At 68.6% G+C, this 20,317-nt stretch carries 11 protein-coding genes; 10 read left to right on the top strand and 1 reads right to left on the bottom strand.

The window, feature by feature from the left end:
- The first annotated feature begins 91 nt into the window (after positions 1-91).
- A complete protein-coding gene (locus BKN51_RS41905; RefSeq protein ID WP_101612825.1) occupies positions 92-547 on the top strand; it encodes a hypothetical protein in 456 nt (151 codons plus the stop codon).
- On the opposite strand, the gene BKN51_RS41910 is transcribed toward BKN51_RS41905, so the two are convergent.
- Entirely contained in the window at positions 468-1,127 is a 660-nt protein-coding gene (locus BKN51_RS41910; RefSeq protein ID WP_101613800.1) for a TetR/AcrR family transcriptional regulator, read from the bottom strand. The genes BKN51_RS41905 and BKN51_RS41910 overlap by 80 nt on opposite strands.
- A 77-nt stretch (positions 1,128-1,204) precedes the next feature.
- On the opposite strand from BKN51_RS41910, the gene BKN51_RS41915 reads away from it, so the two are divergent.
- The 9 genes from BKN51_RS41915 (at position 1,205) to BKN51_RS44575 (ending at position 20,137) form a co-directional block, all read left to right on the top strand.
- A complete protein-coding gene (locus BKN51_RS41915) occupies positions 1,205-1,915 on the top strand; it encodes an alpha/beta fold hydrolase (protein WP_101612826.1) in 711 nt (236 codons plus the stop codon).
- A 381-nt stretch (positions 1,916-2,296) separates the two neighbouring features.
- Positions 2,297-3,328: a VanH-AOV family D-lactate dehydrogenase gene (gene vanH / locus BKN51_RS41920; protein WP_101613801.1), complete on the top strand. Its 1,032-nt coding sequence runs from the start codon at positions 2,297-2,299 to the stop codon at positions 3,326-3,328.
- Position 3,329: 1 nt separating this feature from the next.
- Positions 3,330-4,373, top strand: a complete 1,044-nt coding sequence (gene vanA-Ao2, locus BKN51_RS41925; protein WP_101612827.1) for a D-alanine--(R)-lactate ligase VanA-Ao2 — start codon at positions 3,330-3,332, stop codon at positions 4,371-4,373.
- Complete coding sequence (vanX, locus tag BKN51_RS41930; protein WP_101612828.1) at positions 4,370-4,978, top strand: D-Ala-D-Ala dipeptidase VanX; 609 nt, start codon at positions 4,370-4,372, stop codon at positions 4,976-4,978. The genes vanA-Ao2 and vanX overlap by 4 nt, the downstream gene beginning before the upstream one ends.
- Positions 4,979-6,767: 1,789 nt before the next feature.
- Positions 6,768-7,565 carry a helix-turn-helix domain-containing protein gene (locus BKN51_RS41935; protein ID WP_335645061.1) on the top strand — a complete coding sequence of 266 codons (798 nt, stop codon included), beginning with the start codon at positions 6,768-6,770 and terminating at the stop codon, positions 7,563-7,565.
- A 204-nt stretch (positions 7,566-7,769) separates the two neighbouring features.
- Positions 7,770-8,633 carry a prephenate dehydrogenase gene (locus tag BKN51_RS41940; protein WP_101612830.1) on the top strand — a complete coding sequence of 288 codons (864 nt, stop codon included), beginning with the start codon at positions 7,770-7,772 and terminating at the stop codon, positions 8,631-8,633.
- Positions 8,634-8,778: 145 nt separating this feature from the next.
- Entirely contained in the window at positions 8,779-10,725 is a 1,947-nt protein-coding gene (locus tag BKN51_RS41945; protein WP_101612831.1) for an ABC transporter ATP-binding protein, read from the top strand.
- A 2-nt stretch (positions 10,726-10,727) separates the two neighbouring features.
- Positions 10,728-16,964, top strand: coding sequence for a non-ribosomal peptide synthetase (locus BKN51_RS41950; protein ID WP_101612832.1), 6,237 nt, complete (start codon positions 10,728-10,730; stop codon positions 16,962-16,964).
- Positions 16,961-20,137, top strand: a complete 3,177-nt coding sequence (locus tag BKN51_RS44575) for a non-ribosomal peptide synthetase (protein ID WP_101612833.1) — start codon at positions 16,961-16,963, stop codon at positions 20,135-20,137. The genes BKN51_RS41950 and BKN51_RS44575 overlap by 4 nt, the downstream gene beginning before the upstream one ends.
- Positions 20,138-20,317 lie beyond the last annotated feature (180 nt).

Genomic DNA, 20,317 nt, shown 5'->3' on the forward strand with positions numbered 1-20,317 from the left:
TACCACTTACGAGACATCGTTCACTCGATACGGTCAAAGCGGCGTCGTACCGCGGCCGGTGGGTATTCCTCTGGAAACGGAGGAGGCAACGATGCCCGACAATGAACTCCCGGGTTTCCTGATCATCGGCCTGATCTTCGTCGTCGCGGACGGCCAGATCCTTTACCGCGGGGCTCGCCGTTCTTTGAGCGGGCCGGACGGCGGCGGATCGGTGGCCTGGATGGTGGTGACCGTTTTCCACCTGGTCGCGTTCGGGATGCTGGCGCTGCTCGCGGTCGTGGCCCCGGAATGGTCCGGATCGACCTCCGCGTTCATCGGCAGGCTGGGTGTCTTTCTGTTGCTCATGGCCGTGGCCCACGTGCTCACCCTGTCGGTGCTCGCCGGCAGGCGCCGGGATCGCGCCGTCGAAACCCGCTATCGCAAGACCACCGAGCCGGTGGCGGCCGACGCCGCCGCGCAACCGACGGTCACGCCGGTGCCGGGGCAGGAGGGCCGTTCTCCGCGGGTGAGCCCGGATCTCGGGGATCGCGGTCCGTATCGAGCCTGAGCGCGAACCGGAGCTGGCGCGCCCACCAGCGCACCTGGGGGGCCGGATCGTCCGACGCGGCGCCCGCCAGCCCGGCGCTGCGCCGGAAGGCGCTCCCGTAGAGGGATTCCGTCGCCATCGCCTGGTGCAGGGCGGCGACGGCGAGCCGGGTGTCGTCCAGTGAACTGCCAGGTGGGCGAAGCCGGTGGAGCGCGTCGACGACCGGGTCGAGCATTCCGCTGCCCGGATCCCGCCATCCGGCCGTGTGCAGCGCCACCGCGAGTTCGCCGTAGCCGTGCCGGTACAGGTCATGGAGCGCCTCGACGAGGTCGAGCAGGTCGGCGTCGTGGTCCAGCCATCCTTCGAGGAGCTCCTGAAGCGCGTCTCTGAGGCGCCTGCCGCCGTGCCGCAGCAGTTCGGCGAGCAGCTTCTCCCGGTTGCCGAAGTGATGGGCGACCCCGGCGTCGGTCATGCCGACCCTCGCGGCCACCGCGCGCATCTGGACGGCGGCCAACCCGGACTCGGCGAGCAAGGAAGCCGCGGCGTCGAGGATCAGCCGCCGGGCCTCCTCCGGAGTCCTTCGTGCTCGGGGTGTCGTCACGGTCGGGAGCGTACCTTGATGCACCAAGGTAAGTGCGCTACCTTGGCAGCTCAAGGTAATCGGGGTGGGAGAAGGCGATGACCGAAATCAGTCTCGACCTGGGGGAAGTCACCTTGCAGGGCACGGTGACCGGCACCGGCCCGACGGTTCTGCTGCTCCACGCGGGCGGGGAGCGACGCGAGGTTTGGGTGCCGGTCGCGGCGACACTGGCCCGACGCGGACTTCGGGCGGTGGCCTTCGACCTGCGCGGTCACGGGGGAAGCTCCGGTAGGGCCACCACGCTCCGGACCCTCGCCGACGACGTGGTCGCGATGATCGGAAGCCAGCCGGGGCCGATCGTCCTCGTGGGCGCCTCGATCGGCGGGCTGGCCGCCATCGCCGCCCTCGCGGACCCCGCCGTCGCGGACCGCGCGGCCGGACTCGTGCTGGTCGACGTCGTGCCCGATGTGCCACCGGCCCGGGCGCGCTCGTGGCTCGACTTCCACGGGTTCGGCGGCCGCTACACGCGTCTCGTGGACGACGTCCTCGGGTCGGGTGCGGCCCTGTTCGCGACGGCGGGGGCCCTGGACCTGCCGATCCTCGTGGTGCACGGCGGGCAGGGGTCCCCGCTCGACGACTCCGACGTGCGGCGTCTGCGCGCCGCCAACCGCCGGGTCACCGTCGCCCGGGTTCCGGCCGCCGGTCATCTCGTGGCTCGCGACGCTCCGGACGAGCTCGCGAGCCTCGTGTCGGCCCATGTCCTCGCGTGGCGAAGTCCGGACAACCGACCGAGTGAATACGCAGAGTGAATGCGACCGGGAGTTCTCCGCTCCGGCAAAGCCGCTTTCCCGGGAATTGCCGAATCGCGCGTTTCGGGCATCTGACGGTGCTAAGGTCTGCGGCACCGGTCAGGCGGGGGCGGGCGGTGCTCGGGGCTGAGGTCTTGATCACTTTCCGGCCCGGATCTGTGGTACCCGTCACTGGCCGGTTTCGGTCCGGCGGCCGGGCGGGCAAGATCAGCCCTCAGGTGGCCGCGGAGCAGGTGGGGAGCGCGGACGGGCCCTTCGAGCAGGGGCTCACCACGGACGATCGACACGGCGTGCACACGGCGCTACCAAGCGGTAACATATTGTCGGCGCCTCGAAAACCCCATCTGAGTCGGCAATATCGTGCTGCCTACAATGTCCGGCATGACCTACAGCGAACCAGCGCGATCAGCTGCCCCCCGCACCGGATCGCTGGCGTCCGCGTCCTCCTCGGCCGTCTTGGCGAGGGGAATCACGATTTATGGATGTGGACAGGACGAGGCCGCTCTCTTTCGGGAGATGGCGCCTCGTTTCGGTGTAACGCCGACCATCGTCGAGGCGCCGGTCTCGGAGGACAATCTCGAACTGGCGATCGGTAATCGTTGCATCAGTGTCGGTCATAAGACCCCGATCTCGAATTCCCTTCTTCTCGCGCTCGGCAATGCCGGAGTGGAGTACATTTCCACCAGGAGCATCGGTTTCAACCACATCGACGTGGAATACGCCGCGAGCATCGGGATCTCCGTCGGCAACGTCGCCTACTCGCCGGACAGCGTGGCCGACTTCACGCTGATGCTGATGCTGATGGCGGTGCGCGACGCCAAATCCATCATCCGCCGCACCGAGGTGCACGACTACCGGCTGAACGAGGTGCGCGGGAAAGAGCTGCGCGACCTGACCATCGGGGTGGTCGGGACGGGGCGCATCGGGGTCGCGGTCCTGGACAGGCTGCGCGGCTTCGGCTGCCGGGTGCTGGCCTACGACACGCTGCGCACCGCCGACGCCGATTACGTTTCTCTCGATGAATTGCTGCAGCAGAGCGACATCGTGACCCTTCACGTACCGCTCAACACGGATACGCGCCATCTGCTCGACGCCCGGAACATCGAGCAGATGAAGGACGGCGCGTACGTCATCAACACCGGACGTGGTCCGCTCATCGAAAACGAGGCCCTCATCGCGGCCCTGGAAAGCGGAAAACTGGGCGGCGCGGCACTGGACGTCGTCGAAGGGGAAGAGGGCATCTTCTACGCCGACTGCCGGAACAAGGCCATCGACGGCAAACCGCTCCTGCGGTTGCAGGAACTGCCGAACGTGCTCATCAGTCCGCATACCGCCTACTACACCGACCACGCTCTGAGTGACACCGTTGAAAATTCCATCATCAATTGCCTCAAATTCGAAAGCGGGAAGTAGCATGGATAGGTTGAAAATCGGAATTCTGTTCGGCGGGCTTTCCGAAGAACATCCTATCTCCATCAAGTCTGCGCAAGAGGTCGCGAAGAGCCTCGATCTCGAAAAGTACGAGCCGTTCTACATCGGGATCACGCTGAGTGGTTCCTGGATGCTGTGCGACGGCCCCTCGCCCGACTGGGAGCAGACCGGCAACTGCCGTCCGGCCGTCCTGTCGCCGGACCGCGGCGTGCACGGGCTGCTGGTCCTGGACGAGGGCAAGTACGACACGATCGCCCTGGACCTGGTGCTGCCCGTCCTGCACGGCAAGTTCGGTGAAGACGGCGCGATGCAGGGCCTGCTGGAGATCTCCGGCATCCCCTACATCGGCTGCGACCTCCCGAGCTCCGCCATGTGCATCGACAAGGCGCTCACCTACTCCGTCGTCCGCGGCGCGGGCATCGCGACGCCGAACTTCTGGATCGTCACGTCGGACAACGACATCGACGCCGACCAGCTGAACTACCCCGTTTTCGTGAAGCCGGCCCGCTCGGGTTCGTCCTTCGGCGTCAGCAAGGTCTCCTCGAAGGAAGAGCTGCCCGCCGCCCTGGCGGAGGCGCGTCAGTACGACGGCAAGATCCTGATCGAAGAAGCCGTCGTCGGCAGCGAGATCGGCTGCTCCGTCCTCGGCAGCGGCGAGGACCTGATCACGGGCGAAGTGGACCGGGTCGCGCTGACCCACGGGTTCTTCAAGATCCACCAGGAAGAGAGCCCCGAGACCGGTTCCGAGAACTCGAGCTTCATCGTTCCCGCGGACATCCCGGAGGCGTCGAGCACGCTCGTCAAGGAGACCGCGAAGGTCATCTACCGCGCCCTGGGCTGCAGTGGGCTCGCGCGGGTCGACCTGTTCCTCAAGGAAGACGGAAGCGTCGTCCTCAACGAGGTCAACACCCTCCCTGGCCTGACCTCGTACAGCCGGTACCCGCGGATGATGGCGGCCGCCGGCATCTCGCTCGGTGAAGTGATCGACAGGCTGGCGACGCTGACCCTGGCGGGGCGCAACGGATGAAAGACGATTTCGTCTTCGTAGACGAGGTTGTGTCCGGAGTCCGCTGGGACGCCAAGTACGCCACGTGGGACAACTTCACCGGCAAGCCGGTGGACGGGTACCTGGTGAACCGCGTCGTCGGCACGCGCGCCTTCTGCGCGGCGCTGGAGAAGGCGCGGGACAAGGCCGAGTCCCTCGGCTTCGGTCTGCTCCTTTGGGACGTATACCGCCCGCAGCGCGCCGTGGACGCCTTCATGCGCTGGGCGGAACAGCCCGAGGACGGCCGGAAGAAGCTCAGGCACTACCCGAACATCGACCGGCCCCAGATGTTCGAGCAGGGCTACGTGGCCACCAAGTCGGGCCACAGCCGGGGCAGCACGGTGGACCTGACGCTGTTCCACCTGGCGACCGGCGAGCTCGCCGACATGGGTGGTGACCACGACGTGATGGACGTCGTGTCGCATCACGGCGCGGCGGGGATCGCGCCGGAGCAGGAGAAGAACCGTGAAGCCCTCCGTTCCGTCATGGAGGACAGCGGCTTCGGCTTCTACGAGTGCGAGTGGTGGCACTACAGCTTGAAGGACGAGCCGTATCCGGACACCTACTTCGATTTTCCGATCGAGTAGTCGAGCCGGCAGGCGATGAAGATGCCGCGGGTGCCCCAGGGCGCCCGCGGCATCTTCGTGTCCGGGCACGTGGGGTTGGACGGCACGGTGAGGGGTCGGCCGGGTGGGTCGTGAGTGGCGTTTCGGGTTCTAACCCGAAACGCCACTCACGACCACCTGGACCCACTCGGTACCGGCGCCCTGGTCACCTTGAAGTACGTGAAGGGCCCCTTCCTTGCGCTAGACGCAGTGAAGGGGGCCTTCACGTACTTCGGGAGGGGGCCGAAGGCGTCCTTCGCTGCGTCGGACGCGGCGAAGGGCCCCATCGCCTCACCGCATACCCACGCCAAGTTGGACAGCTCGCGAAGGCGTCGGCAAAGCCTCGTGAGTGGTAAAGGCGGTTAGAACCGTCTTTACCACTCACGAGGACCGCGACGGCGAAGGTAATGTCCTAACGTCGGATGACTGGGCCGCCAAGGCGGCGACGGCCGGGTAATTCCGTGTCGGCCATTTCCGGGAATTGTGTTCCCGTCCGGCGGGATCATCTTCCTTGTACCCGAATGGCCGTTTGACGCACTCTGGGTGGCTCTTTCGAGCACAGGTTCGGTCATCCGGTTGAACAAGCCGCTTTCATGGTGCCCTTTCCCGGCGCGACCGAGCTTGGCGGTCAGTGCGCACGGAAACCTCCTCTAGATCGGCCGGTGGGTGGCTCGCGCCCACCATGGCACCGCCCGCTTTGTTTTCGGGGCCCCGCATGTACGCCGGTGTCGCGCCCGCGCGACACGTTCGGCCCATCGCGCGGGAAAGGGTGGTCGAAGGTTGACCAACTAATGAGATGTCGGCTCGGCCGTTCGTGTGAACAAGTGTCGGGGAGCGGAACAGGTCAAGAGTGCGCGGTGATCATCCGAGTAGAAGTCCGAGCCATACGAATGGTCTAACCGGGCCCGCGAACAGTCTAGCCAGGGACGCCTGGGCAAGCGTGTACTTGGGCGCTGTACTTATGTTCCGCGGGCGAGTCAATAGTGGATGCGAAGTTTCGGATATTGATCTTGAGAGCCTACTTCGCTACGAAAATCACACTGTTCGTCAATTGCCGACATGGATTGTTCATGCCATGCTGCGTTAGTGCGGACCGACTGGGGCTGACATGGTGCGCGCTCACTGGGGACTGAGGGGGGTGCGACGGTGACTCGCGACCACGAGGCATTCATGGATTTCACCCGGTGAACCCCTGATCTGTGCCGGTATGGAGAACATAGGATCGGACCTGTCCGAGACTTCGCGCTGTAGCGGGTGTCGGTCTCGTCGGGCTGACCGGGTGTCGGCCTCGCCGGACTGAAACCGATGAGCGGTTGTCTGCGGAGATCATCGTCGGGGCGATGGGAGGAAGCCCTGCAGCTTCGGTAGTTCGTCGGAAAGCGCATCACCGGTCATCTGGGAGACCGTGGAGGCGGCTCGCGCACATGCGGGTCTGCCCGGTGGTGCCCGAGGGATCCTCACCGTCGAGGACACCCCGCCCCGCGGCCGAGGCCGGCGCTGGACGGGTTCATGGTGTCCAACCACCGAAGCCGAACACTTGGACGGTGGGGTTCCGTGCCGTATCGCAAAAGTCGAGATAAACAAAAGATTCAATGGGGGCTAGGTGGATCCGACGAGAGTTGACCTATTCGCTCTCCCTGTCGTCGAAATCGAGCTGTCCCGGCTGTCTTCGGCATGTTCGCCACGAACCTCGGGCGAGGATCCGGAGCACGTCGAGACGCTGTTGTCGGCGGAGTGGGAGCTACCGCCCATTCTCGTTCACCGACCGACGATGCAGGTGGTCGATGGCCTGCACCGGTTGAAGGCGGCGCGAGTCCGAGGCGACACGAAGATCATGGCGAGGTTCATCGACGGCGCCGAGTCCGACGCCTTCGTCCTTGCCGTGGAAGCGAATATCCGGCATGGCCTGCCGCTTTCCCTCGCGGATCGCAAGCGGGCGGCCGTCCAGATCATCGGGACGCATCCACAGTGGTCGGATCGGCGGGTGGCCTCGGCGACCGGGATCTCGGCCGGCACGGTCGCGGATCTGCGCAAACGTGGTGGAGAAGGCGGGAACGGGGCCAGGATCGGCCGGGACGGGCGGATCCGTCCGGTCGACAGTTCGGAGAGGCGGCGGCTCGCCGCGGACCTCATCCGCAACGATCCCGGCCTTTCGCTCCGGCAGGTCGCCAAGCAGGTCGGCATCTCCCCGGAGACGGTCCGGGACGTGCGGGGCAGGCTGGAGCGTGGCGAGAGCCCGACCCCGGACGGCACGAGGAGATTGCGGGCCAAGCCGGATCCGTTGAGCCTGACGGAATCCGACCTCGGCCACACGCTGGACCGGGAGCGTCTCACCGTGCTGGAGCGGCTCAAGGCCGATCCCGCGCTGCGGTTGAGCGAGGTCGGCCGGATCCTGCTGCGCATGCTCGCCATGCACTCCATGGACGGGCAGGAGTGGGAAAGGATCCTGCACGGTGTCCCGCCGCATCTGTACGGCGTGGTCGCCGGGTTCGCCAGGGATCACGCCCGGGTCTGGGCGGGTTTCGCGGATCATTTGGAGAGCCGGGCGACGGACCTGGCCGCACGATGATCGCGGACGACATCGTGTAGGCCCGGCAGTCGTGGCGAAGGGGACTTTTTCCGCTGTATGCGGGGAAAGTCCCCTTCATCTCATCAGGAGGACTGTCCAAAAGCTTACTCGTCCCCGAGGGTTGGACAGTCCGTCCGGCGGCGAACCTCGCGGTGCCCAGCCCTGCGGCTCGACATCGCGAGGGGAGCCGCCTAAGAAGTAGCGGTGACCATCGAGAAGGCGCTTGTCGTCGGCACCGGACTGATCGGTACTTCAGCCGCGTTGGCCCTTCAGGAGAAGGGCGTGACGGTCCACCTCTCCGACGTCGACGCGCACGCCGTACGACTCGCGTGTGAGCTCGGCGCCGGCCGGGAATGGACCGGCGAGGAAGTGGATCTGGCATTGATCGCCGTACCGCCGCACCTCGTGGGGGAGCGGCTGGCGGAACTGCAGAAGCAGGGGGCCGCGCGGACCTACACCGACGTGGCCAGCGTCAAGGTCGATCCGATCGCCGACGCGGAGCGGCTCGGCTGCGATCCGACCTCTTACGTACCGGGGCATCCCCTCGCCGGCCGGGAACGGTCCGGCCCGGCGGCGGCCCGCGCGGATCTGTTCCTTGGCCGTCCCTGGGCACTCTGTCCCGACACCAGGACGAATGCGGCCGCCTTGCGGCTGACGCGCGAACTGGTGTCGCTGTGCGGGGCGAAGGCGGTCACCGTCGGCGCGCGCGAGCACGACGCGGCGGTGGCGCTGGTTTCGCACGCGCCGCATGTGGCGGCTTCGGCGGTGGCGGCGAGCCTGCAGAGCTGCGACGACGTCGCGCTGAGCCTCGCAGGACAAGGCCTGCGTGACGTGACCCGGATCGCGGCCGGGAACCCCTTGCTGTGGCAGAAGATCCTTTCCGGGAACGCGCTGCCGGTGGCGGACGTGCTCGACCGGATCGCGGCCGATCTCGCCGCGGCGGCTTCGGCGCTGAGGTCCGGTGACACCGATGGCGTGACAGACCTGCTGCGGCGCGGTGTGGACGGCCACGGCCGGATCCCTGGCAAGAACAGTGGTCCGGCGCCACCGGTGCCCGCGGCGCTCTAAGCTCGGCCGAAAGACTGTCGCTTGTGGACGGTGCGCGTCGTCGTGCGTTCGCGTACCGGAGATGTTCGCTTGGCACCACTCGTGGACATCGACACGATTCAGCACGATTGAGATCGCCGACTTCGTGTGTGAGAGGGATCCCCAAATGGAAGTAATGTTGCGCTTCGGGGCGTCGCCCAAGAGCGATGACGACCCCGATCCCTGGTCGAACCGGGTCCGTCCGGGGACGGTGCGCAGGGTTCTCACCTATTTCCGCCCGCACGTCGGCAAGGTGTCGATCTTCGTTCTCATCGCCGCGATGGAGGCGTTCGTCGTCATCGCGACTCCTTTGCTGATGAAGGAGCTCATCGACGGCGGCATCCTCAAGAACGACTTCGGGGTCGTGATCCTGATGGCCGTCCTGACCGCCGGGCTGGCGATCGCGGGCGCGCTGTTGTCGCTGTTGTCGGCCTACGTCTCCGCGAAGATCGGGGAAGGCGTCACCTACGACCTCCGGGTGCAGGCGCTCGATCACGTCCGGCAACTGCCGATCGCGTTCTTCACCCGCACCCAGACCGGTGTGCTGGTCGGCAGGCTGCACACCGAACTGATCATGGCGCAGCAGGCGTTCGGGCATCTGCTGATGGCGGCCACCAGTGTGGTCACGGTCGTGCTGGTGCTGGCCGAACTGTTCTACCTGTCCTGGCTCGTCGCCGTCGTCACGCTGGTGCTGGTCCCGCTGTTCGTCCTGCCCTGGATCTGGGTGGGGCGGATCATCCAGCGGCGCACCGGAACGCTGATGGAGACGAACGCAGGCCTCGGCGGACTCCTCCACGAGCGGTTCAACGTCCAGGGCGCGATGCTCTCGAAGCTCTTCGGCCGCCCGGACGAGGAGATGGCCGACTACCGCGTCCGCGCCGGGAAGATCCGCAAGATCGGCGTGAGCATTTCCATCTGGGCCCGGATGTCCTTCGCCATGATGGCGCTGATGGCCTCGGTCGCCACGGCGGTCGTCTACGGGGTCGGCGGCGGGCTCGTGATCGAAGGGGCGTTCCAGCTCGGCACGCTCATCGCCATCGCCACCCTGCTCGGGCGGCTGTTCGGGCCGATCACCCAGCTGTCCGGGCTGCAGGAGACCGCGCAGACCGTCGTGGTGAGCTTCTCCCGGATCTTCGAGCTGCTCGATCTGAAGCCGCTGATCCAGGAACGCCCCGACGCCGTCGCGCTCAAGAAGGACGAGGCGCCGGACATCGAGTTCGACGACGTCGTGTTCCGGTACCCCACCGCGGACGAGGTTTCGCTGGCCTCGCTCGAACACCTGCGGACCAAGCGGGAACAGGGCGAAGTGGCGGCGGATGTCCTGCGCGGCATCAGCTTCCACGCGCAGGCCGGAACCCTCACCGCGCTCGTCGGCCCGTCCGGCGCGGGGAAGAGCACCATCACGCACCTGGTCTCGCGGCTGTACGACCCGAATTCGGGAGCCGTCCGCCTCGACGGGAAGGACCTGCGGGACCTCGGCTTCGACTCGATCCGCGGCACGGTCGGCGTGGTCAGCCAGGACGCGTACCTCTTCCACGACACGATCCGGGAGAACCTGCTCTACGCCCGCCCGACGGCCACCGAGGAAGAGCTGATCGAGGCTTGCAAGGGCGCCCAGATCTGGGACCTGATCGAGTCCCTCCCGCGCGGGTTCGAGACCGTCACGGGTGATCGCGGCTACCGGATGTCGGGTGGCGAGAAGCAACGGCTGGCCATCGCGCGGCTGCTGCTGAAGGCGCCCACGGTCGTCGTGCTCGACGAGGCCACCGCGCATCTGGACTCCGAGTCGGAGGCCGCGGTCCAGCGGGCACTCAAGACCGCTCTGCGCAGCCGGACTTCGCTGGTGATCGCCCACCGGCTCTCCACGATCCGCGAAGCCGACCAGATCCTCGTGATCGACGGCGGAGCGGTCCGCGAACGCGGGACGCACGACGAGTTGCTGGCCGCGGGCGGTCTCTATTCGGAGCTCTATCACACGCAGTTCGCCCGGCCGGAGAACAACGCGCCCAAGCCGGAACCCGAAGAAGAAGAGTTCGAGCCCGAGCCGGTGGACACCGTGGTCTACGGAGGTTGACGATGAGTTCCGCAGCGCAGGCCAGTCCGACGGTGCTGGATCTTTTCGCCCGGCGAGCGGGCCGGACACCCGGCGCGGTGGCCGTGTCCGACGGGGAACGGGTTCTGACGTACCGGGAACTCGACGACCTCGCGGGCAGGCTGGCCGGCCGGTTGACCGGCCGGGGCGTCCGCCGTGGCGCCCGGGTCGCGGTCATGCTGGACCGGTCGGCGGACCTGCTGGTGGCGCTGCTGGCCGTCTGGAAGGCGGGAGCGGCGTACGTCCCGGTGGACGCCGCCTATCCCGCGCCGCGGGTCGCCTTCATGGTGGCGGACTCGGACGTCTCCCTGATGGTGTGTTCGGCCGCGACGCGCGATGCGGTCCCGGAAGGGATCGAGTCGATCGTCGTCGCGGACGAGGAACCGGGCGACGAGCCCCCCGCTGTCGCGGCGCGCCCGGAGGATCTGGCGTACGTGATGTACACGTCCGGCTCGACGGGCACCCCGAAGGGCGTGGCCGTCCCGCACCGGAGCGTGGCGGACCTGGTGGGGAATCCCGGCTGGGCGATGGAACCCGGCGACGCGGTCCTCATGCACGCGCCGCATTCCTTCGACGCGTCCCTGTGCGAGATCTGGGTGCCGCTGGTCTCGGGCGCCCGGGTGGTGATCGCCGAGCCCGGGCCGGTGGACGCCCGGCGCCTGCGGGAGGCTGTCGCGGCCGGGGTGACGAGGGCGCATCTGACCGCGGGCAGTTTCCGCGCGGTGGCCGAGGAATCGCCGGAATCGTTCGCGGGACTCGTCGAGATCCTGACCGGCGGTGACCTGGTGCCCGCGCACGCGGTGGAGCGGGTGCGCGACGCCGCGCCGGCAGCGCGGATCCGGCACCTCTACGGCCCGACGGAAACGACGCTGTGCGCCACGTGGCACGTGCTCGAACCGGGGGACGCGCTGGGCTCGGTGCTGCCGATCGGCCATCCTCTTCCCGGCCGGAAGGCGCACGTGCTCGACGCGTCGCTGCGCCCGGTGGAGCCGGAGATGATCGGCGATCTGTACCTCTCCGGCGACGGTCTCGCCGACGGCTACCTCGACCGGACGGGGCTGACGGCGGAGCGGTTCGTGGCGGACCCGTTCTCGCCGGGCAAGAGGATGTACCGGACCGGGGACCTCGCCCAGTGGACGACCGACGGCGAGCTGCTGTTCGCGGGCCGGGTCGACGACCAGGTGAAGATCCGCGGTTTCCGGATCGAGCCCGGTGAGATCGAGGCCGCGCTGACCGCCCAGGCGGACGTCCACGAGGCCGTGGTGGTGGCGATCGACGGGCGGCTCATCGGTTACGCGGTGTCGGACGTGGCTCCCGCTCTCCTGCGCGAGCGTCTCGAGGCCGTGCTGCCCGAGTACATGGTCCCGGCCGTGGTGATCACGCTGGACACGCTGCCGCTGACCGGCAACGGCAAGGTGGACCGGGCGGCGTTGCCCGCGCCCGATTTCACGGCGACGGCGGGCGGCCGCGAACCGGCCACCGAGACCGAACGTGTCCTTTGTGGACTGTTTGCCGAAGTGCTCGGCATGGAGCGGGCCGGTGTCGACGACGGTTTCTTCGAGCTGGGCGGGGATTCGATCCTCGCGGTGCGCGTGGCGGCCCGGGCGGCCAAGGCGGGCCTGCTGGTGACGCCGTCGGACATCTTCGGCGAGCAGACCCCCGCGCGACTGGCCGCCGTGGCGCGGGCCGTCCCGGCCGAAGAGCTCGCCGACGGCCCCCTGATCGACCTGACCGCGGAGGACGCGGCGGAACTGGCGATCGCCGTCCCGGACGCCGTGGAGGTCTGGCCGCTGGCGCCGCTCCAGGCGGGGCTGCTGTTCCAGACGACCCTCGACGACCAGGGTCCCGATATCTACCAGACACAGTGGATCGTCGAGCTGACCGGACCGCTGGACGTCGTCCGGCTGCGGGCCGTGTGGGAATCGGTTTTCGCGCGGCACGACGAACTCCGGCTGACCTTCCACCGGCTCGCGTCGGGCAAGGCGGTGCAGGCCGTCGCCGGCCACATCGTCCTGCCGTGGCGCGAAGTCGATCTCACCGACACGAGCGACATCGACGAGGCCGTCAAGGCCCTGTCCGCGGAAGAGCAGCGCGAGCGGTTCGACCTCGCCAAGGCGCCGCTGTTCCGGTTGGTGCTGATCCGCGTCGCGCAGGACCGGCATCGCCTGCTGGTGGTCAATCACCACATCCTGACCGACGGCTGGTCGGTGGCGGTCATCCTCAACGAGGTCTCCGAGGCCTATACCTCGGGAGGACACTTCCCGGACCGGACGGGGGCGGCGTCCTATCGGGACTACCTGGCCTGGCTCGACCGGCAGGACAAGGAAGCGGCGCGCGCGGCCTGGCAGGCGGAACTGTCGGACATCGACGTGCCCGCGCTGGTCGCCAAGTCGGACACCGGGACGGGCTACGACTACCGCGTCACCCATCTTTCGCCGGAGCTGCACACCCGGCTGACCGGGTTCGCCCGCGATCACGGGCTGACGCTGAACACGGTGGTGCAGGGCGCGTGGGCGCTCGTGCTGGCGCGGCTCGCGCGGCGGACCGACGTGGTGTTCGGCACCACGGTCGCCTGCCGTCCCGCGGAACTCCCGGGTGTGGAGTCGATGCCGGGGCTCATGATGAACACGATCCCGGTTCGCGTGTCGCTCGACGGCGGGCAGCCGGTGGTGGACCTGCTCACCGAGCTGCAGCGCCGTCAGGTGGCCTTGATGCCGCATCAGCACTTGGGGCTGACGGAGATCCAGAAGACGGCCGGGCCCGGCGCGATGTTCGACACGCTGCTGGTGTTCGAGAACTACCCGCGGGACTTCGCCGACCAGTTCACGTATCTGGGCACTGTCGAGGGAACGCACTACCCGGTGACAGTCGGTGTGATCCCGGGAGAGCGGTTCAGGATCCAGCTCGCCTACTGGCGCGGGCAGATCGACGAGGCCGTCGCCGATGCGCTGCTGGACTGGTTCGTCGGTGCCCTCGGCTCGGTGGCCGACGTTCCGTCCGGGCTGGTCGGCCGGGCCGACATGGGCGAGATCCCGTTGCCTCCCTGGAAGCCCGCGCTGGTGGCGGGGGAACCGCTGCCGTCGTTGATCGGGCGGATGGCGGCGGAGCGGCCGGACGCGGTGGCGGTCGCGGACGGCGCCGGTGACCTGACGTACGCGGAATTGTGGGACCGGGCGGAGAAGTTCGGGGCCTTCCTGCGGGCTCGCGGGGTCGAGCGGGAGCGTCGCGTCGGGCTGGTGGTGGGCCGGTCCGCGTGGTGGCTGATCGGGATGCTGGGGGTCTCCCTGGCGGGCGGCGTGTTCGTCCCGGTGGATCCCGCGTATCCGGCCGAGCGGGTGAAGCTGATCTTCGGCAGCGCCGATCCGATGCTGGTGGTGTGCCAGGGAAAGACCCGCGACGCGGTGCCGGAGGAGTTCTCGGACCGGATCGTGGTGCTCGACGAACTGGATCTGGCCGGTGCCCCGGACGCGGTACTGCCGCGCGTGGGAATGCGTGACGCGGCCTACGTGATCTACACGTCGGGTTCGACGGGAACGCCGAAGGGCGTCGTCGTCACGTACTCGGGCTTGGGCAATCTGGCGCTGGCGCATATCGAACGGCTCGCCGTGAAGCCGTCGTCGCGGGTCCTGCAGTTCGCGGCGCTCGGCTTCGACACCATCGTGTCCGAGGTGATGATGGCGCTGCTTTCGGGCGCGACGCTGGTGATGCCGCCGGACGAGGACCTGCCGCCGCACGCTTCGCTGACCGACACGCTGGAACGGTGGGACATCACGCATGTGAAGGCCCCGCCGTCGGTGCTGGCCACCGTGGACGCGGTGCCGGACCGGCTGGAGACGGTGACCGCGGCGGGCGAACTCTGCCCGCCGGGACTGGTGGACCGCCTGTCGGCGGGCCGCCGGATGATCAACGCCTACGGGCCGACCGAGACCACGATCTGCGCGACGGTGAGCTTCCCGCTGGCACCGGGCGGGGAGGTGATCCCGTTCGGGGGACCGATCGCCGGGGTCCGCGGTTATCTGCTGGACGCGTTCCTGCGGCCGTTGCCGCACGGGATCACGGGTGAGCTGTACCTGGCCGGGATCGGGGTGGCGCGCGGGTATCTCGGCCGTTCGGCGCTGACGTCCGAGCGGTTCGTCGCCGATCCCTTCGTCCCGGGCGAGCGGATGTACCGGACGGGCGATCTGGCGTACTGGACCGACGACGGCGAGCTGGTCTCCGCCGGCCGGGCCGACGACCAGGTCAAGATCCGCGGGTTCCGGGTCGAACCCCGCGAGATCGAGTTCGCCCTGTCCAGCCGTCCCGAGGTCACCCAGGCCACGGTGACCGTCCGCGAAGGCCGTTTGGTGGCCTATGTTTCGCCGGGCGACGTCGATCCGGAGGCGCTGCGGAAGGAACTCGCGGCCCGGATGCCCGCGTACATGGTGCCCGCGGCGGTGATGGCGCTGGACGTCCTGCCGCTGACGCCGCACGGGAAGATCGACCGGAAGGCGTTGCCCGAACCGGACTTCTCCTCGAAGACGGTCGGCAGGGAGCCGTCGACCGAGACCGAACGAGTCCTTTGTGGAGTGTTCGCCGAGGTGCTCGGGCTGGCGCGGGTCGGAGTCGAGGACAGCTTCTTCGAGTTGGGCGGCGACTCGATTTCGTCCATGCAGGTCGCTTCCCGCGCGCGTCGCGACGGGATCTCGCTGACCCCGCGGCAGGTGTTCGAGCACCGGACCCCCGAGCGGCTCGCGCAGCTGGTGGCGGAAACACCTGTGCCGCAGGAGGATCGTCCCGCGATCGAGGACGGCACGGGCGAGGTCGTGCTGACGCCGGTGATGCGGTTGTTCGGGGACGGGGTCGCGGGAGCGAAGTTCGCGCAGTGGGTCGTGCTGGGCGCGCCCGCGGATCTCACGGAAGAGACGCTGGCCGCGGGGCTGGCCGCGGTGCTGGACACCCACGACATGCTGCGGGCGCGGGTCGTCGACGGCCGGCGTCTGGTGGTCGGTGAGCGCGGCTCGGTGGCCGCGTCAGGGGTGGTCGCGCGGGTGGTGGCGGAGGGCGGCTCGCTGGACGAGGTCGCGGCGGACGCGGCACGCGAAGCTGTCGGCAGGCTGGATCCCGTCGCGGGGGTGATGGTCCAAGCGGTGTGGTTGGACGCCGGGCCGGAGCGCGTGGGACGGCTGGTCGTGGTGGCGCATCACCTCGTGGTCGACGGGGTCTCGTGGCGCGTTCTGGCGTCGGACCTCCGAGCGGCGTGCGAGGCCGTGGCCGCGGGGCGGAAGCCGTCGCTCGAACCGGTGGGAGTGTCGTTCCGCCGGTGGGCGGGTCTGCTGGAGGAGTGGGCCGTCTCCGCCGAGCGGGTCGCGGAACTGCCTGTGTGGCAAGCGATTCTGGGGCAAGAGCGGCAGCCGGAGCGGGCTCCGGCGGGGACGGTGCGTTCCCGGTCCTGGGTGGTTCCGTCGGACGAGACCTCGGTTCTGGTGGGGCGGGCTCCGGTGGTGTTCCACTGCGGGGTGCACGAGGTCCTGCTGGCCGGACTGGCGGGAGCGGTGGCCCGGTGGCGTGCCGCGGACACCGTGCTGGTGGACGTGGAAGGCCATGGCCGCCATCCCGTCGAGGGAATGGACCTGTCCAGGACGGTGGGCTGGTTCACCAGTTCGCATCCGGTCCGGCTGGAGGTGGCCGGGATCGACCTCGACGGGGTGCTGGCCGGCGACGTGGCGGCCGGGACGTTGCTCAAGGTGGTCAAGGAACAGTCGCGGGCGGTGCCCGGCGACGGGCTCGGCCATGGATTGTTGCGGTACCTCAACCGTGAAACGGAACCGGTGCTGGCGGCCTCGCCGTCGGCGCGGATCGGGTTCAACTACCTCGGCCGGTTCGTCGCCGGTGACGAGAGCGACGTGCGGGCGTGGCAGCAGGCGGGCGAGATCGGCGGTTCGATGGACCCGGGCACGCGGCTGCCGCACGGCCTGGACGTCAACGCGATCGTCCAGGATCTGCCGGACGGTCCGGAATTGATACTCATGCTGGAATGGTCGGACGACTCGTTCGACGAGGCCGCGATCGAACGACTGGTCCAGGAATTGCTGGCCGTGTTGTCCGGGCTGGCCTCTCAAGCGGATGATCCCGCCGCGGGCGGGCACACCGCGTCCGATTTCGGCCTGCTCGAATTGGATCAGGACGAGATCGAGGGCTTCGAAGCACTAGCAGCGGAACTCAGCGAAGGCCGGGCATCGTGAACACTTCGACCAACTCCTCTGGATCGGCACTGACGGAAGTCTGGCCGCTGTCCCCGATGCAGGCGGGAATGCTCTATCACGCCTCCTTGGACGACGAGGCGCCCGATCTCCACCTCATCCAGCAGTCGCAGATCATCGACGGCCCCTTGGACACGGAGCGGTTCCGGAAGTCCTGGGAGACCGTCCTCGACCGGCACGCGGCGCTTCGGGCGAGCTTTCACCGGAGGAAGTCCGGCGAGACGATCCAGCTGATTCCCAGGACGGTGAAACTTCCCTGGGCCGAACGCGATCTGTCCGACCTGTCCGAAGAGGACGCGCTGGCCGAGGCGACCGTGATCGCGGAGAAGGAGCGTGCCGCGAAGTTCGACCTCACGCGGCCTCCGCTGCTGCGGCTCATGCTGATCCGGCTCGGCCCGGACAAGCACTGCCTCGTGACCACCAGCCATCACCTGCTCATCGACGGATGGTCGCGGGCGGTCATGGAGGCGGACCTCCTCGAGATCTACGCGGCGGGCGGGGTGGCCGCCACCCTGCGGCCGGCGGGCTCCTACGGGAACTACCTGGCCTGGCTGGGAAAGCAGGACAAGGAAGCCGCCAAGGCCGCCTGGAGCGAGGAGTTGGACGGCGCCGACGGATCGGCGCTCGGGCTCCCGGAGACCCCGGGAAGGGCGCCGGGGCTGCCGTCCGGCGAGGTGATCCGCCATTCGCCGGAGTTCACCACCGCGCTGGCCGAGTTCGCCCGAAGGCACGGGCTGACGCTGAACACGCTGGTGCAGGGCGCGTGGTCGCTGGTGCTGGCCCGGCTGGCCCGCCGTCGTGACGTGGTGTTCGGCGCGGTGGTCTCGGGGCGTCCGGCCGAGTTGCCCGGCGCGGAGCAGACCGTGGGGCTGTTCATCAACACCGTGCCGGTGCGAGTGCGGTTGGACGGCGAGCAGACCGTTCTCGAGCTGCTGACGGAACTTCAGGGGCGGCAGTCCTCGATGATGGCTCATCACCATCTCGGGCTGCCGGAGATCCAGAAGCTGGGGGAGGCGAGTTTCGACACGATCGTCGTGTTCGAGAACTACGCCGACCCGGCGGCGAAGTCGGCCTCCCCGTCCGGTCTCAGCCTGACCCTGAGGGACTTCAACCAGGCGACGCCGTACGCGATCACGCTGGGCGTCATGCCGGGCGAGAGCCTCGAAATCGAACTGCAGTACCACGCGGACGTCGTGGGCGACTCCGTCGCCAGGGCGGCGCTCGACGGGCTCACCCTGGTGCTGGAGCGCATGATCACGGATCCGAGGACGGCTGTCGGCCGCCTCGACGTGCTGGGTGACGCCGGGCGTGAGCTGGTGGTCGAACGGTGGAACCGGACGGACGACACGGTGGACGCGGCGTCGGCGGTGGAGCTGTTCCGCCGTCAGGTGGAGAAGGCCCCGCACGCGACGGCGGTGCAGGCCGGAGACCGGACCTGGTCGTTCGAGGAACTGGACGAGTGGTCCGGCAGGCTCGCGACGGTCCTGATCGACCGGGGTGTGCGCCGGGGCGACCGGGTCGCGGTGGTGCTGGAGCGGTCGGTGGAACTGCTGGCCGCCTGGCTCGCGGTCTGGAAGGCGGGAGCGGCGTTCGTCCCGGTCGACCCGGACTATCCGGCGGACCGGGTGGCGTTCATGCTGGCCGACTCCGCGGTCACGGCGGTGGTCTGCCGGGCCGAGACCGCGAGTGCGATGCCGGCCGGGTACGCGCAACTCGTCGTGGACGAACCCGTCGAGGGTGAGGTTTCCCTGGTCCCGGTCGGCAAGGACGATCTGGCGTACGTGATGTACACGTCCGGCTCGACCGGGACGCCGAAGGGTGTCGCCGTCTCGCACGGCGGCGTGGCGGCGCTGGTGGGCTACGCGGTGTGGGACCTGCACCCCGGCGACGCGGTGCTGATGCACGCGCCGCACACGTTCGACCCGGCGCTGTACGAGGTGTGGGTGCCGCTCGTGGCGGGTGCGCGGGTGATCCTCGCCGACCCGGGCGTGATCGACGCGCAGCGGCTCGCCGCCCACGTGGCGGACGGTCTCACCTCGGTGAACTTCACCGCCGGGCAATTCCGCGCGCTGGTCCAGGAAGCGCCGGAGTCCTTCGCGGGGCTGCGCTACTTCCAGACGGGCGGGGACGTGGTGCCGCTCGGCGCCGTGGAGCGGGTGCGGCAGGCGTGCCCCGAATTGCGGGTCCTGCACACGTACGGCCCGACGGAGACCACGTTCTGCGCGTCGTGGAAGGTGATCCGGCCCGGTGACGAGCTGGGGTCGACGCTGCCGATCGGCAAACCGCATCCGGGACGGCGCCTGTACGTGCTGGACGTCTTCCTGCGCCCGCTGCCGCCGGGCGTCGCGGGAGATCTGTACATCGCGGGCGCCGGGGTGTCGCACGGCTATCTCGGCCGGACCGCGCTGACGGCGGAACGGTTCGTCGCGGATCCCTTTACGCCCGGCGAGCGGATGTACCGGACCGGGGACCTGGCGTACTGGAACGACGAGGGCGAGCTGGTCTTCGCCGGCCGGGCCGACACCCAGGTCAAGATCCGCGGTTTCCGCGTGGAGCCGGGTGAGATCGAGGCGGTGCTGGCGGACCAGCCGGGCGTCGACCAGGCGGTGGTGACGGTCCGCGACGGACGTCTGATCGGCTACGTCGTCTCCGGTTCCGGGGCCGATCCGGTGCGGCTGCGCGAGCGGCTCGCCGGGCTGCTGCCGGAGTACATGGTGCCCGCGGTGGTGATGGCGGTGGCCGCGCTGCCGGTGAACGGGAACGGGAAGGTCGACCGGAAGGCGTTGCCGGAGCCCGATTTCAGCGGGCGGGCCGCCGGACGGGATCCCGTCACGGAGATCGAGCGGCTGTTGTGCGAGCTGTTCGCCGAGTTGCTCGGTCTGGACCGCGTCGGCGCGGACGACAGTTTCTTCGAGCTGGGCGGGGATTCGATCATCTCGATGCAATTGGCGGCGCGGGCGCGCCGGGACGGGATGACCTTCGGCGCGCGGGAAGTGTTCGAGTACCGCACACCGGCGGGACTCGCGTCGTTCGTCGAACTGGGAGAGGAACCGGCCGATTCCCCCGACGAGGGGAAGCCCGCCGCCGATTTCGAACTCGTGGACATGGACAAGGGCGAGATCGACGAATTCGAGGCGGAGTTCGACGCCGTATAGCGGTCGAATCCTTTCAGCGTAAGGGTCCGTGAAGGCCTCCTTGCCTACCTTGAGGGTAGGGAAGGAGGCCTTCACGGACTTTCGCTTTTCACCACTCACGATTTCTTCTCCCCGGCCCGTTGGACATGTTGTCCGGGTCGTCCCTTCGGGCGACGATTCTGTGGGGGGACATGCCGCATT

Source organism: Amycolatopsis sp. BJA-103 (assembly GCF_002849735.1).
GTDB lineage: Bacteria > Actinomycetota > Actinomycetes > Mycobacteriales > Pseudonocardiaceae > Amycolatopsis.